Source organism: Paraburkholderia dipogonis, assembly GCF_042680985.1.
Lineage (GTDB): Bacteria > Pseudomonadota > Gammaproteobacteria > Burkholderiales > Burkholderiaceae > Paraburkholderia > Paraburkholderia phytofirmans.
In genome coordinates this window covers 231,224-245,143 of the sequence record NZ_JBHUFR010000018.1, presented here as the reverse complement: position 1 = coordinate 245,143, position 13,920 = coordinate 231,224, and the positions used below count along the sequence as shown (strand labels likewise).

The 13,920-nt window shown below is 62.9% G+C and carries 13 protein-coding genes; 10 read left to right on the top strand and 3 right to left on the bottom strand.

The features are described from left to right. Positions 1-37 precede the first annotated feature (37 nt). Both ACFSNN_RS24745 and cysM read left to right on the top strand, forming a co-directional pair. Positions 38-403 carry a ComEA family DNA-binding protein gene (locus ACFSNN_RS24745; protein ID WP_134458128.1) on the top strand — a complete coding sequence of 122 codons (366 nt, stop codon included), beginning with the start codon at positions 38-40 and terminating at the stop codon, positions 401-403. 274 nt (positions 404-677) lie between these two features. After that, complete coding sequence (gene cysM / locus ACFSNN_RS24740) at positions 678-1,580, top strand: cysteine synthase CysM (RefSeq protein ID WP_134458129.1); 903 nt, start codon at positions 678-680, stop codon at positions 1,578-1,580. Positions 1,581-1,687: 107 nt separating this feature from the next. Here the strand turns inward: cysM and mltB are convergent, their stop codons facing one another. Beyond that, complete coding sequence (gene mltB, locus ACFSNN_RS24735) at positions 1,688-2,836, bottom strand: lytic murein transglycosylase B (protein ID WP_134459120.1); 1,149 nt, start codon at positions 2,834-2,836, stop codon at positions 1,688-1,690. Positions 2,837-3,129: 293 nt separating this feature from the next. Between mltB and ACFSNN_RS24730 the strand changes: the two genes are divergently transcribed. Both ACFSNN_RS24730 and ACFSNN_RS24725 read left to right on the top strand, forming a co-directional pair. Further along, the gene (locus ACFSNN_RS24730; protein WP_134458130.1) at positions 3,130-4,053 is read left to right on the top strand and encodes a histone deacetylase family protein; all 924 of its coding nucleotides are present in this window, start codon (positions 3,130-3,132) and stop codon (positions 4,051-4,053) included. 74 nt (positions 4,054-4,127) lie between these two features. Then, positions 4,128-4,928, top strand: coding sequence for an enoyl-CoA hydratase (locus ACFSNN_RS24725; protein ID WP_134458131.1), 801 nt, complete (start codon positions 4,128-4,130; stop codon positions 4,926-4,928). Between the two features lie 28 nt (positions 4,929-4,956). Here ACFSNN_RS24725 and ACFSNN_RS24720 read toward each other — a convergent pair whose 3' ends face one another. After that, complete coding sequence (locus ACFSNN_RS24720) at positions 4,957-5,868, bottom strand: alpha/beta hydrolase (protein WP_134458132.1); 912 nt, start codon at positions 5,866-5,868, stop codon at positions 4,957-4,959. Between the two features lie 240 nt (positions 5,869-6,108). Here ACFSNN_RS24720 and ACFSNN_RS24715 point away from each other — a divergent pair, with 240 nt between their 5' ends. The 6 genes from ACFSNN_RS24715 to ACFSNN_RS24690 all read left to right on the top strand — a co-directional run bounded on the left by ACFSNN_RS24715 (position 6,109) and on the right by ACFSNN_RS24690 (position 12,450). After that, on the top strand, positions 6,109-7,143 hold the full coding sequence (locus ACFSNN_RS24715; RefSeq protein ID WP_012433961.1) for a methionine ABC transporter ATP-binding protein: 1,035 nt from the start codon (positions 6,109-6,111) through the stop codon (positions 7,141-7,143). After that, on the top strand, positions 7,133-7,786 hold the full coding sequence (locus tag ACFSNN_RS24710) for a methionine ABC transporter permease (protein WP_132373517.1): 654 nt from the start codon (positions 7,133-7,135) through the stop codon (positions 7,784-7,786). The genes ACFSNN_RS24715 and ACFSNN_RS24710 overlap by 11 nt, the downstream gene beginning before the upstream one ends. A 34-nt stretch (positions 7,787-7,820) precedes the next feature. Further along, positions 7,821-8,618, top strand: coding sequence for a MetQ/NlpA family ABC transporter substrate-binding protein (locus ACFSNN_RS24705; protein WP_134458133.1), 798 nt, complete (start codon positions 7,821-7,823; stop codon positions 8,616-8,618). A 238-nt stretch (positions 8,619-8,856) separates the two neighbouring features. Beyond that, complete coding sequence (locus ACFSNN_RS24700; RefSeq protein WP_134458134.1) at positions 8,857-9,606, top strand: electron transfer flavoprotein subunit beta/FixA family protein; 750 nt, start codon at positions 8,857-8,859, stop codon at positions 9,604-9,606. Positions 9,607-9,620: 14 nt separating this feature from the next. Beyond that, entirely contained in the window at positions 9,621-10,556 is a 936-nt protein-coding gene (locus ACFSNN_RS24695) for an electron transfer flavoprotein subunit alpha/FixB family protein (RefSeq protein ID WP_134458135.1), read from the top strand. Between the two features lie 103 nt (positions 10,557-10,659). After that, entirely contained in the window at positions 10,660-12,450 is a 1,791-nt protein-coding gene (locus ACFSNN_RS24690; RefSeq protein WP_134458136.1) for an acyl-CoA dehydrogenase, read from the top strand. A 135-nt stretch (positions 12,451-12,585) separates the two neighbouring features. On the opposite strand, the gene ACFSNN_RS24685 is transcribed toward ACFSNN_RS24690, so the two are convergent. Beyond that, on the bottom strand, positions 12,586-13,872 hold the full coding sequence (locus ACFSNN_RS24685; RefSeq protein ID WP_134458137.1) for a D-amino acid dehydrogenase: 1,287 nt from the start codon (positions 13,870-13,872) through the stop codon (positions 12,586-12,588). Positions 13,873-13,920: the final 48 nt, after the last annotated feature.

Here is a 13,920-nt window from a genome sequence, read left to right as displayed (position 1 = left end):
TGATGGTCGCCAACCGGTTGTACGAGGGAGATTCCATATGTTTCGAAAAATTCTGGTTACCGCGGCCATGCTCGCCGCTTTTGGCCACGCTTATGCGGCGGTCGACGTCAACACGGCTAATGAGGACGCGCTGCGCGGCATCAAGGGCATCGGTCCTGCCAAAGCGAAAGCCATTCTCGAGGAGCGTTCAGCGCATGGTCCGTTCAAGGACCCGGCCGACCTCGGCAAGCGCGTCAAAGGCATGGGCGGGCATACCTTCGAGCGCCTGCAGGCGGAGGGTCTCGCTGTCGGTCCGGCTGGCGCGGCTGCTAACCCGCAGGCTGCGGCGTCTGCACAGACCAAAGGCGCGGCCGTTCCGGCCGCCACGCCAAAGAGCGGTGCCACGGTGGCAGTGAAGAAATAGCCTGACACGGACTGGGCGCGCGCGGCCTTATGAGCCGCGCGCGGGTTGGTCCGCATCGTTTTCCCTTCATGGTCGGAGTTGGCAGGAACGCTCCTTCAGCTGTCATGCAAATGACTGGCTCCCGCGGTACTCAGCCGCGGGCTTTTTGCGTTGCGGGCGCTCGCATGCGGGCGCCTGCATCCATGCGGGCAGAAGGGCCGCACGGCAGCCGCGGGCACGGTGGTTTAGAATCGATGGATCGAAGACTCCGCGCATCGACAGCACCAGAACCGATATGGCTTACAAAACGATTGAAGACACGATCGGCAATACGCCGCTCGTACAACTCGTCCGGCTTCCCGACGACGAGATCCGCAGCCGCAATAACGTGGTCCTTGCCAAGCTCGAGGGCAACAACCCGGCGGGCTCGGTAAAGGATCGCCCGGCGTTGTCGATGATCAAGAAAGCGGAAGCGCGCGGACGTATCAAACCGGGCGACACGCTGATCGAATCGACCAGCGGTAACACGGGCATTGCGCTCGCCATGGCGGCCGCGATCCGTGGCTACAAGATGGTGTTGATCATGCCGGAAGACCTGTCGGTGGAACGCCGTCAGAGCATGGCCGCATATGGCGCGCAGATCGTGCTCACGCCGGTCACGGGCGGCATGGAGTACGCACGCGATCTGGCCGAGCAGATGCAGCGCGAAGGCAAGGGCATCATCCTCGACCAGTTTGCCAACCCGGACAATCCGGCCGCGCACGTCGAAGGCACGGGCCCGGAAATCTGGCGCGACACAGACGGGCGCATCACCCACTTCGTGTCGTCGATGGGCACGACCGGCACGATCATGGGCGTGTCCAGTTTTCTGAAAGAACAGAATCAGGCTATCGAAATCATCGGTGCGCAACCCGAAGAGGGTTCGCGTATTCCGGGCATCCGCAAATGGCCGGAAGCCTATCTGCCGAAGATTTTCGATCGCAGCCGCGTGGACCGCGTCGAGAACGTGGGCCAGGCGGCCGCGGAAGCGATGGCGCGCCGCATGGCGTCGGTGGAAGGGATTTTTGCGGGCATCTCGTCGGGCGGCGCGTGCGAAGTGGCGCTGCGCATCGCGCGGCAGGTCGAGAATGCGACGATCGTGTTCATCGTTTGCGATCGCGGCGACCGCTATCTGTCGACGGGTGTGTTTCCCGCTTAAGCGCGTCGCTTATAGTCTCGCTCGCCAATGAAAAAAGCGCCGGTTCAAGACCGGCGCTTTTTTCGTCTCGTCGACTTGGGAGGCGCACCCGGCGCCCGCACGACAGGTTACTGCGAGGCCGCAACCGGCGGCGCCGCGTTGTTGACGGCGTTGGTTGCGTCGCCGGCTTCCATTTGCGCCTTGACCCGCTGGCCTAACTGATACACCGCCAGCGCATAAAAGAAACTGCGGTTGTAGCGCGTCAGCACGTAGAAGTTCTTCAGGCCCAGCATGAACTCGGTGCCGCGTCCCGGCGAGGGCAGGTCCACCACCGTCACCGGCGTGCCGGCTTCCGACGCCACATCCACACCCGGTTCGTTCAGCAGCAGGCCGGCGCGCAGCAATTGCTCAAGCGGCCAGTGCGGCTCCGGCTGGCCGTCGGCGGCGGCTTGCGCGACACCCAGACTGCCGGCGTCCGAGCCGATCTTCCACACCACCGGCCGGCCGTTTTCCCAGCCGTTCTGACGCAGATAATTCGCCACGCTGCCGATCGCATCCGCCTGGCTCGTGCGAAGGTCGATCTGCTTCCTGCCGTCGTAACTCACCGCGTATTGCACGATGCTGCTCGGCAGGAACTGCGGAATGCCGATCGCGCCGGTGTACGACCCGAGCACCGTGGTCGGATCGATCTGCGAGTCGCGCGTCCACACCAGATAGTCTTCGAGATTCTTGCGGAAGGTCGCCTGGCGATCCGCGCGATTGGCGGTGTTCGGGTAATCGAAGCTGAGCGTGGTCAGCGCATCGAGCACGCGGAAGTTGCCCATGAAGCGCCCATAAATCGTCTCGACGCCGATGATGCCGACGATCACTTCCGGCGGCACGCCGAACTCTTCATAGGCGCGTTGCAGCGTGGCCTGGTTCGCGCGCCAGAAGCGCACGCCGGCATTGATGCGCACCTGGTCGAGAAAGCGCGACTGATACACGCGCCAGTTCTTGACCGACGGCGACGGCGATGGCGTCACGAGCTTGACCGCGGTGGCCGAATAACTCACGCCGGCAAAGAGCGAGTGCAGCGTGGATTCGTCGAAGTCGTAGCGCGCGACCATGTCGTTGATGAACGCGTTGACGTCGGCATTGTTCGCGTAGCGCTGCGGGATGATCTCTTCTTCAAACGTTTGCCCTTGCGGCACCGCGGGTTGCGGCTGACTTTGCGCGAGCAGCACCGGCGGCTTCTTGGCGGCGTTTTGCGCGCTCGCCGGACTGGTTGCCATGAACATGCACGATGCGACGGACAGTGCGGCGGCCATGGTTCTGGTGCGTAGCCGGTTTCGTGCAGACAGAGCAAGCTTGACGGTCATAGTGAGCTAAAGGCGCGTGGCGCAGGAGACAAGTGAAAGACGGGGAAAAGCGATCGGGGCAGTATACCCGACGCCTCCCGCAAAACTGTGCCTGACGCGTCACAGCCGCATCGTGTGGTAACTTGGTGAATGTTGGCGCGCCGAGGGCGCGCACCCCTGGATGGAGACATGCCGCGCGCGCCTCGAAGGCGTGACGCCGCAGAAAGATAATCATGGCAACAGGCTTCTATTCCCACGCCGACTGTCTGCTGCACGATATGGGGCAATGGCATCCCGAATGCCCCGCACGTCTGCAGGCAATCGAAGATCAGTTGATCGCGAGCCGCATCGACTCCTTGATCGAGCGCGAGTCGCCGCCGCTCGCCGACGATGCCGCGCTGCTGCGCGTGCATACGCAAGCTCACGTCGACTATATCCGCAGCCGCTCGCCGGCTGAAGGCGTCGCCGAAATCGATCCCGACACGACGATGTGCCCGCACACGTTGCAAGCCGCGTTGCGCGCGGCCGGCGCCGCGGTCGCCGCGACCGATGCGGTGATCGAAGGCCGTTACGACAACGCCTTCTGCAGCGTGCGGCCGCCCGGCCACCACGCGGAGCCGGCACGCGCCATGGGCTTCTGCTTCTTCAACAACGTCGCGATCGCCGCGCGTCATGCGCTCGAAGTGCATGGGCTCGCGCGCGTCGCCATTATCGATTTCGACGTGCATCACGGCAACGGCACAGAAGCGGCTTTCTCGGGCGACTCGCGCGTGCTGATGTGCAGCATCTTCCAGCATCCGTTTTACCCGTTCACCGGCGCCGACAATCAGGCGCCCAACATGTGCAACGTGCCGATGCCGGCGCGCTCGAAAGGCATGGCGGTGCGCGAAGCGGTGGACATGCTGTGGTTGCCGCGCCTGCATGAGTTCAAGCCGGAGATGCTGTTCATCTCGGCAGGCTTCGACGCGCATCGCGAGGACGACCTCGGCAACATGGGCCTCGTCGAAGACGATTACGCCTGGATCACCGATCAGATGCGCGAGATCGCCAAGCGTTATGCGCGCGGACGGATCGTCAGCTGTCTCGAAGGCGGCTACAACCTGTCCGCGCTCGGGCGCAGCGTAGTCGCGCATGTGCGCTCGCTGGCGGGGATCTGAGCCGCTAAGCCGCCAAGCCACTAAGCCACCGAGTCGCGCGGCGTCATCCACTCAAAACGCATTAGGACCGAGCCATGAATGCCGATGCGGGCAACGCTTCACTGGTTGAGATCGAACACGGCGCGTACGGCGTGCCGGGCGTCGTGCGCGTGACGATGAACCGGCCCGATGCCTTCAACGCGCTCTCGGAAGCTTTGCTCGACGAGCTGCAGACCGCATTGAGCGAAATCGGGCGGTCGGATGCTCGCGTGGTCGTGATCGCCGGCGCGGGCCGGGCATTCTGCGCGGGACACGATCTGAAGGAAATGCGCGCGGCGCCGTCGCTCGCTTACTACCAGGCGCTGTTCGCCCGCTGCACGAAGCTCATGATGACGATCCAGCGTTTGCCGCAACCGGTGATCGCTCGGGTGCAAGGCATTGCCACGGCGGCCGGCTGTCAACTCGTCGCGATGTGCGATCTGGCGGTCGCCGCCGACACGGCGCGTTTTGCGGTGTCGGGCGTGAACCTTGGACTCTTCTGCGCGACGCCTTCCGTACCGCTGTCGCGCAACCTGTCACGCAAGGCGGCGCTTGAAATGCTGCTCACGGGCGACTTCATCGATGCCGCCGCAGCAAAGCAGCAAGGTCTCGTCAACCGCGTAGTCCCAGCGGATGCGCTCGACGCGGAAATCGCGCGGCTCGCCACCAGTATTTGCGCGAAGCCCGTCGAAGCCGTGAGCGCCGGCAAAGGCCTCTTCTATCGTCAGTTGGAGATGGGTATCGAGGCGGCTTACCAACTCGCCGGCCAGACCATGGCCTGCAACATGATGGACGAGTCGGCGCTCGAAGGCGTGCAGGCTTTCATCGACAAACGGCCGCCTGACTGGAAGTCGTGACGCGGGCTAACCGCGCCTGACTCAGGCTCTATCGGATCACCAGCCGTCTTTCAATCCACTCGATCAACGCCCCGATCACTCGATCGCGATCGAGGTCGTTCATCGTCTCGTGATAGCTGCCTTCATGCAGCGTGAGCGTCTTGTCCGGCGAGCCCGCGTGCTGGCCGAATTCACGGCTGCCCTCGGGTTCGGTGAGCTTGTCGGCGGTGCCGTGATAAACCAGCAGCGGTACCCGCAAGCCCGCCCGGCCGCGTTCGATGCGCGCCATCGCCAGCAGCAGTTCCGCGCCGGTGCGGGCGGGAATCGCGCCGTGATGGACGAGCGGATCGTTGCGATTGGCGTTCACCACGGGCTGAAGGCGCGAGAGCAAGGCGGCGTCGATATTCATCGCCGGGAAGCTCGGGTAGAGACGGCTGATCACCTGGCTCAGCTTGAGCATCCAGCGCGGCACGTCGCGGCCGGGTGCAAGCGCCGGGCTCGACAGGATCAGGCCGTTCAAACGGCGGCCGCTCGATTCGGGCCGTTCAATCGCATACAGCGCGGCCACGGCGCCGCCCATGCTGTGGCCCATCAGGAAGAGCGGGGCGCAACTTTGCGCGGCGGCGTCGAGTAAGGCTTGCGCGTCGAGCAGATAGTCGTCGAAGCGTTTTACGTAGGAGCGCTTGCCGGGCGCGTGACCGTGGCCGCGCAGGTCGATCGCCACCAGTTCGATGCCGGCGGCGTTCAGCCGCGCGGCCAATGCCGCGTAGCGTCCGGCGTGCTCGGCGAGGCCGTGCAGCAGCGCGACTGTGGCACGCATTGGCGTGGTTGCCGGCCAACGGTATAGCGGCAAGTCGACGCCGTCGGCAGTCGTCACCGAGGCGCGTCGAGGCTCGCCGGCGGTGTTGCCGCCGCTGTTGCCCGCGACGGGCCGTACGTTGCTGCTTTGCGATGTCTCCATGCCTGCGCGCCTCTCCCGTTTTTGTTCCGCCGATCATAGTCGCAGCGACCGTGCGCGCGCGAGTCCCCCGCCCGGAGCGAGCCTCTAATGCTTTCAGGTTATGAAAAGATCGTAATTGATTATTAAAGGGAATGACGACGCTGCGGTAGAATTGCGGGCTCAAATCCCAATAAAAGTAACGGCGGCCGCTTGTCGGGAGCACACAACGCTCGCTGACAGACTCCGCCGTTTCGTTTTTCCATGATCGAAATACGCAATATCTCCCAGCGGTTTGCCGGGCCCCGGGGCTGGGTCGAGGCGCTGCACAACGTCAATCTGTCGATTCCGGCGGGCGAGGTGTTCGGCATCATCGGCCGCAGCGGTGCGGGCAAGAGTACGCTCGTGCGCACCCTCAACCTGCTGACGCGCCCAAGCGAAGGCAATATCGTCGTCAATGGCCGCGATCTGACGACGCTGCCCGCCGCGCAATTGCGCGAGGCGCGCCGCGAGATCGGCATGATCTTCCAGCACTTCAATTTGCTGTCCTCGCGCACGGTGTATGAGAACGTCGCGCTGCCGCTCGAACTGGCCGGCATGAAGCGCGACGAGATCGAAGCGAACGTGTTGCCGTTGCTCGAACTGGTCGGACTTTCAGCGCAGAAGGATCGGTATCCGGCACAGATCAGCGGCGGACAGAAGCAGCGCGTCGGCATCGCGCGCGCTCTGGCCAGCAAGCCGAAAGTGCTGCTCTCCGACGAAGCGACCTCCGCGCTCGATCCCGAAACCACGCGCGCGATTCTCGACTTGCTCAAGCGCATCAATCGCGAACTGAACCTGACGATCGTGCTGATCACGCACCAGATGGACGTGATCAAGCAGGTCTGCGATCGCGTCGCCGTGCTGGACGCGGGCCGCGTGGTCGAAGAAGGCAAGGTCATCGACGTGTTCCTGCAACCGCATCACGAAGTCACGCGCGCTTTGATCGGCGACGTGATCGCGCAGGAGTTGCCGCCCGCCATGAAGGCGCGCGTCGCCGAGCGGCTAAAGACCGGCAGCGGCCACTTGCTGCGCCTCGCCTTCACCGGCTCGGGCGTCGATCAACCGATTCTCTCCGAAACGATTCGCCGCTACGAACTCGACTTCAACATCCTGCACGGCCAGATCGACGAAATCCAGGGGCAGGCGTTCGGCTCGCTCGCGGTGCTCGCGGGCGGCGAACCGGCGAAGGTGGCGCAGGCGCTGACGTATCTGCGTGAACAGGGCGTGGTGGTGGAGGAGCTCTCGTATGTTGAGTGAAATGTTCGATATGTTCGTCCAGTCGTTCTGGGAAACGCTCGTCATGGTGGGCATTTCCGGACTGGTCGGCGCTTTGGTTGGCTTGCCGCTCGGCGTGCTGCTGTATCTCACGGATCGCCAGGGCGTGCTGCAGAACATCGCCGTGAATCGCGTGATGGGCGTGATCGTCAATGCAGTCCGTTCGACGCCGTTCATCATTCTGCTGGTCGCCGTGATTCCGTTCACGCGCCTGGTGGTCGGTTCCTCGATCGGCACGGCGGCAGCTGTCGTGCCGCTGACGATCGCCGCCGCGCCGTTCATCGCGCGTCTGGTCGAGACCGCGCTGCGCGAAGTGGATCGCGGTCTGATCGAAGCGGCCCAGGCGATGGGCGCGACCACCAGCCAGATCGTCTTCAAGGTGTTGTTGCCGGAGTCGCTGCCGGGCGTGGTCGCCGGCTTGACGATCACCTTCGTCTCGCTGGTCGGCTATTCGGCGATGGCGGGCGCGATCGGCGGCGGCGGTCTCGGCGATCTCGGCATTCGCTATGGGTATCAGCGGTTCCTGCCGGAAGTGATGCTGACGGTCGTGGTGATTCTGATCGTCTTCGTGCAGTTGGTGCAGTCGTTCGGGGATTGGCTCGTGCGTCGTTTGAGCCATAAGTAAAACAACAAAGTCGACAGGTTTGGAAAGGTCCATCATGCAACGTCGTTTCATTCTCAAGCTGGCTGCCGCGCTCGGCGCCGCATCGCTCATCGCCGCCAACGCGGCTTACGCTGAAGACACGATCAAGGTCGGCGTCACCGGCGGTCCGCACGCGCAGATCATGGAAGTCGTGAAGACGGTCGCGGCCAAGAACGGTCTGAACATCAAGATCGTCGAATTCTCCGACTACGTGCAACCGAACGCCGCGCTCGCCGGCGGCGATCTGGACGCGAACAGCTACCAGCACGACCCGTATCTGCAAGCGCAGGTGAAGGACCGCGGCTACAAGCTGATCCGTATCGCGGATACGGTCACGTACCCGATGGGCATCTATTCGAAGAAAGTGAAGACGCTCGCCGAACTGCAGCCGGGCGCGAAGATCGCGGTGCCGAACGATCCGACCAACGGCGGCCGCGCGCTGCTGTTGCTGCAAAAGCAGGGTCTGCTGAAACTGCGCGCCGACGCGGGCCTGAAGGCGACGCCGCTCGATATCGTCGACAATCCGAAGAAGCTGAAGATCGTCGAACTCGACGCCGCGCAGATTCCGCGCTCGCTGAACGACGTGGACGCGGCCGCGATCAACACGAACTTCGCGATGGAAGCGGGTCTGAAGCCCAAGCAGGACGCCATCGCGATCGAAGACCCGAAGGGTCCTTATGTGAACATCATCGCAATCCGCGAGGCGGACAAAAATAAGCCGTGGGTTGCCAAGCTGGTCGCGGCGTATCATTCGCCGGAAGTGAAGCAGTTCGTGGAAAGCAAATTCGGCGGGTCGGTCATCACCGCGTGGTAAGCGGGCGGCCTGCAAAGCAAGCAAGTTACGACGGCAATGGAAAGTTTAGAGTCGTAGGTCTTAACCCGGGGTTGTCGCCCGGGTTTTTTCGAGTTTAAAATAGAACGACCGTTCGATATTACCGTCACGCCGCTGAGGAGCGATATCCTCCTGCTAAAGCACCCGCGACCGGGCTGCCGTGAGGGCAGTCGTTATAATGTTCGTTGGGTTGACGTATTCGTAACTTTGGAGCGTGTGCATGAAAATCCTGGTGCCAGTCAAAAGAGTGGTCGATTACAACGTGAAAGTTCGAGTCAAGTCGGACGGCACGGGCGTCGACATCGCGAACGTGAAGATGTCGATGAATCCGTTCGACGAAATCGCGGTTGAAGAAGCCGTGCGTCTGAAGGAAGCGGGCGTGGCGACGGAAGTGATCGCTGTGTCGTGCGGCGTGACGCAATCGCAGGAAACGTTGCGCACGGCGCTGGCTATCGGCGCGGATCGCGCGATCCTGATCGAGTCTTCGCAAGAACTGCAGCCGCTGGCCGTGGCCAAGCTGCTGAAGGCGCTGGTCGACAAGGAGCAGCCTTCGCTGGTCATTCTCGGCAAGCAGGCTATCGACGACGATTCGAACCAGACTGGTCAGATGCTCGCTGCGTTGGCTAGCCTTCCGCAAGCGACGTTTGCTTCGAAAGTTGTGGTCGCTGACGGCAAGGCAACCGTGTCGCGTGAAGTGGACGGTGGCGCTGAAACGCTGTCTTTAAAGTTGCCCGCTGTCGTCACCACCGACCTGCGCCTGAACGAGCCGCGCTACGTCACGCTGCCGAACATCATGAAGGCCAAGAAGAAGCCGCTGGAAGTTCTCAAGCCGGAAGACCTCGGCGTTGATGTCACGCCGCGCCTGAAAACGCTGAAGGTTGTCGAGCCGCCCAAGCGCTCCGCCGGTGTGAAGGTGCCGGATGTGAAGACGCTGGTCGAGAAGCTGAAGACCGAAGCCAAGGTGCTGTGAGGGAGACAGAGCAAATGACGAATCTGGTAATTGCAGAACACGACAACGCGTCGATCAAGGCCGCGACGCTGAACACGATTGCCGCCGCGCAGAAGATTGGTGGCGACGTCCACGTGCTGGTGGCGGGTCACAACGCGCAAGCCGCAGCAGATGCAGCAGCGAAGATTGCAGGCGTTAGCAAAGTACTGCTGGCCGACGCACCGCAACTCGAAGCAGGCCTCGCGGAAAACGTCGAGGCAACAGTGCTGAATATCGCGAAGGACTACACGCATATCCTCGCGCCGGCGACGGCCTATGGCAAGAACATCACGCCGCGTATCGCCGCGAAGCTCGATGTCGCGCAGATCAGCGATATCACGGCAGTGGATTCGGCTGATACTTTTGAACGCCCGATCTACGCCGGCAACGCGATCGCTACCGTTCAGTCCCAAGACCCGATCAAGGTCATCACGGTCCGCACAACCGGTTTCGACGCAGTCGCAGCCGAAGGCGGCAGCGCATCGGTCGAGAAAATCGAGGCGGCAGCGGACAGCGGCATCTCGTCGTTCGTGAGCCGTGAAGTGACGAAGCTGGACCGTCCGGAACTGACGTCGGCGAAGGTCATCGTCTCGGGTGGCCGCGGTCTGGGCAACGGCGAGAACTACACCAAGGTACTCGAACCGCTGGCCGACAAGCTGAACGCCGCGCTCGGCGCGTCGCGTGCAGCCGTCGACGCGGGCTTCGTACCGAACGACTATCAAGTGGGGCAAACCGGCAAGATCGTCGCACCGCAGCTGTACATCGCAGTCGGCATCTCGGGCGCGATCCAGCATCTGGCCGGCATGAAAGACAGCAAGGTGATCGTCGCGATCAATAAAGACGAAGAAGCGCCGATCTTCAGCGTCGCCGATTACGGTCTGGTGGGCGATCTGTTCACGCTCGTGCCGGAACTCGTCGGCGAACTTGGCTAAGCGCCGTAGCGCCGCATAAAAGGCGTCTGGCAGCACAGGAAGGGCGCGGGACCGATCAAGTCCAGCGCCCTTTTTTTATATCCGAAGCGGGGGGAGAACTGAAATGAGCTATACGGCGCCCATCAAAGACATGCTGTTCGTCATGAAAGAGCTGGCGGGTCTCGAAGACATCGCGACCTTGCCGGGCTTCGAAGACGCGAACCTCGAAACGGCGCAGGCCGTCCTCGAAGAATCGGCGAAACTGTGCGGTGGCGTGCTGGCGCCGCTGAATGTCGAAGGCGATCGCAATCCGAGCAGCTGGAAAGACGGTGTGGTCACCGCGACGCCCGGCTTCAAGGAAGCGTTTCGCCAGTTCGGCGAAGGCGGCTGGCAAGGCGTGCAACATCCCGTCGACTACGAAGGCCAGGGCCTGCCGAAGCTGATCGCGACGCCGTGCGTCGAAATGCTCAACGCGTCGAACCTGTCGTTCGCGCTGTGTCCTTTGCTGACCGACGGCGCGATCGAAGCGCTGCTCACCGCCGGCACGGAAGCGCAAAAACAAACCTATGTGCCCAAGCTGATTTCCGGCGAGTGGACCGGCACGATGAACCTGACCGAGCCGCAGGCCGGTTCCGATCTCGCGCTGGTGCGTACGCGCGCCGAGCCGCAGGGCGACGGTTCGTTCAAGCTGTTCGGCACGAAGATTTTCATTACGTGGGGCGAGCACGACATGGCGAAGAATATCGCGCATCTCGTGCTGGCGCGCACACCGAATGCACCGGAAGGCGTGAAAGGCATTTCACTCTTTATCGTGCCGAAGTTTCTCGTCAACGAAGACGGGTCGCTCGGCGAGCGCAACGACGTGCATTGCGTGTCGATCGAACACAAGCTCGGTATCAAGGCGAGCCCGACCGCGGTGCTGCAATTCGGCGATCACGGCGGCGCGATCGGTCATCTGATTGGCGAGGAGAATCGCGGCCTCGAGTACATGTTCATCATGATGAACGCGGCGCGTTTTGCTGTCGGCATGCAGGGCGTCGGCATTTCGGATCGTGCGTATCAGAAGGCGGTCGCGTACGCGAAAGATCGCGTGCAAAGCCGTCCCGTGGATGGCTCCGCGAAACAATCGGTCGCGATCATTCAGCATCCGGACGTGCGCCGTATGCTCGCGACCATGCGCGGCCTCACCGAAGCATCGCGCGCACTGGCTTACGTGGCCGCGGCGCATTGCGACATCGCGCATCGTCATCCGGACGAAACAAAGCGTGCCGAGCATCAGGCGATCTATGAATACCTCGTGCCGATCGTGAAGGGCTGGAGCACGGAGCTGTCGATCGACGTCACGAGCCTCGGCGTGCAGGTGCACGGCGGCATGGGCTTCATCGAAGAAACCGGCGCCGCGCAGTACTACCGTGACGCACGCATCCTGCCGATCTACGAAGGCACCACCGCGATTCAGGCGAACGACCTGATCGGCCGCAAGACCGTGCGCGACGGCGGCAAGGTGGCGAAGTCGCTGCTCGCCGGGGTGGCTGCAACGATCGAGGCACTCGGCGCGCAGCAAGGTCCGGCGTTCGAGTCGATGAAGAAGTATCTCGCGCAGGGTCATCGATCGTTGGGCGCGGCGGTGGATTTCGTCGTCGCCAATACGAAGGGCGATCCGAACGCGGTGTTCGCCGGCAGCGTGCCGTATCTGAAGCTCGCGGGCGTTGTGCTGGGCGGCTGGCAGATGGCGCGTGCGTTGCTGGTGGCGGCGCAAAAGCGCGACGAAGATCCGTCGTTCTACGGCGCCAAGATCGCGACCGCGCAGTTCTACGCGGAGCATGTGCTGCCGCTGGCGTCGGCACTTGAAGCGTCGATTGTCAGCGCGAAGGGCGGAGAGAGTGTGCTGGCTTTGTCGGAAGATCAGTTCTGAGATTGCTTCGGCTTCTGCTTTTGCATTGCTTGAAAAAACAAACGGCGCCTTGTTAGGCGCCGTTTGTTTTTGCGACGCGGGCCCGTGAGATCACAAACCAGCGCTGCCGCTCTCGCGAAGCGTAATCGTTAAACCTTAGGCATAAGCCGGGCGATGCGCACCGCCAATCTCGCCGAGATAGCGATGCACCGACAGATCGTCCGCCTTGATGGCCGGTTGCTTGCCCGACATCACGTCGGCGAGCAGTTGGCCCGAGCCGCACGACATCGTCCAGCCCAGCGTGCCGTGGCCCGTGTTAAGGAATAGGTTCGGCACGGGAGTGCGGCCGACGATCGGCGTGCCATCCGGCGTCATCGGGCGCAGACCGGTCCAGAAGGTGGCCTTCGACGTATCGCCGCCGCCCGGGAACAGATCGTTCACGCACAGTTCCAGCGTTTCGCGACGCGCCTGGCGCAGCGATTTGTCGAAGCCGACGATCTCCGCCATGCCGCCCACACGAATCCGGTCGTCGAAACGCGTGATCGCGATCTTGTACGTTTCGTCGAGCACGGTCGATACCGGCGCCGACGCTTCGTTGACGATCGGCGCGGTGATCGAATAACCCTTGAGCGGATAGACCGGAATCTTCACCAGGCCGGACAGAAACTGCGTCGAGTACGAACCCAGCGCGACGACGAACGAATCCGCACGCACCAGTTCTTCCCCGCACTTCACGCCGGCGATGCGGTCGCCGGCCATCGCGAGCGCGTCGATCGGCGTGTTGTAGCGAAATTTGACGCCCAGTTCTTCAGCCAGCGCGGCGAGGCGCGTGGTGAACATCTGGCAGTCGCCGGTTTCGTCGCCCGGCAGGCGCAGACCGCCGGTCAGCTTGTGCGACACCGCGGCGAGCGCCGGTTCGGCCCGCGCGAGCTCGGCCGGCGACAGCAGTTCGTACGGCACATTGGCTTCCTGCAGCACGGCGATGTCTTTCGCGGCGCCATCGAATTGCTGCTGCGTGCGGAACACCTGGAGCGTGCCGCCCGTGCGGCCTTCATATTGAATGCCGGTTTCGGCGCGTAGCGCTTGCAGGCAGTCGCGGCTGTATTCGGCGAGGCGAACCATGCGGCCCTTGTTCACCGCATAGCGCGACGACGTGCAGTTCTGCAGCATTTGCCACATCCACTGCAACTGGAATTGGGTGCCGTCGAGGCGGATCGCCAGCGGCGCGTGTTTCTGGAACATCCACTTGACCGCCTTCAGCGGCACGCCCGGTGCAGCCCACGGCGACGCGTAGCCCGGCGAGATCTGGCCGGCGTTGGCGAAACTGGTTTCGAGCGCAGGGCCGGCCTCGCGATCGATAACGGTCACTTCGTGTCCCGCGCGCGCCAGGTAATACGCGCTGGTCACGCCGACAACGCCACTGCCCAAAACGACGACTCGCATAGATGCTCCAGGTATTCAAATGAGGTCTGTGGACGGTGCGTTTGTCGA

Excerpts from the sequence above, each read along its gene's own strand:
- ACFSNN_RS24720 (WP_134458132.1), bottom strand. The coding sequence starts at position 5,868 with ATGGAGACATCGCAAAGCAGCAACGTACGGCCCGTCGCGGGCAACAGC.
- ACFSNN_RS24725 (WP_134458131.1), top strand. The coding sequence starts at position 4,128 with ATGAATGCCGATGCGGGCAACGCTTCACTGGTTGAGATCGAACACGGC.
- ACFSNN_RS24705 (WP_134458133.1), top strand. The coding sequence starts at position 7,821 with ATGCAACGTCGTTTCATTCTCAAGCTGGCTGCCGCGCTCGGCGCCGCA.
- ACFSNN_RS24710 (WP_132373517.1), top strand. The coding sequence starts at position 7,133 with ATGTTGAGTGAAATGTTCGATATGTTCGTCCAGTCGTTCTGGGAAACG.
- ACFSNN_RS24700 (WP_134458134.1), top strand. The coding sequence starts at position 8,857 with ATGAAAATCCTGGTGCCAGTCAAAAGAGTGGTCGATTACAACGTGAAA.
- ACFSNN_RS24745 (WP_134458128.1), top strand. The coding sequence starts at position 38 with ATGTTTCGAAAAATTCTGGTTACCGCGGCCATGCTCGCCGCTTTTGGC.
- ACFSNN_RS24695 (WP_134458135.1), top strand. The coding sequence starts at position 9,621 with ATGACGAATCTGGTAATTGCAGAACACGACAACGCGTCGATCAAGGCC.
- ACFSNN_RS24690 (WP_134458136.1), top strand. The coding sequence starts at position 10,660 with ATGAGCTATACGGCGCCCATCAAAGACATGCTGTTCGTCATGAAAGAG.
- cysM (WP_134458129.1), top strand. The coding sequence starts at position 678 with ATGGCTTACAAAACGATTGAAGACACGATCGGCAATACGCCGCTCGTA.
- ACFSNN_RS24685 (WP_134458137.1), bottom strand. The coding sequence starts at position 13,872 with ATGCGAGTCGTCGTTTTGGGCAGTGGCGTTGTCGGCGTGACCAGCGCG.
- ACFSNN_RS24730 (WP_134458130.1), top strand. The coding sequence starts at position 3,130 with ATGGCAACAGGCTTCTATTCCCACGCCGACTGTCTGCTGCACGATATG.
- mltB (WP_134459120.1), bottom strand. The coding sequence starts at position 2,836 with ATGTTCATGGCAACCAGTCCGGCGAGCGCGCAAAACGCCGCCAAGAAG.
- ACFSNN_RS24715 (WP_012433961.1), top strand. The coding sequence starts at position 6,109 with ATGATCGAAATACGCAATATCTCCCAGCGGTTTGCCGGGCCCCGGGGC.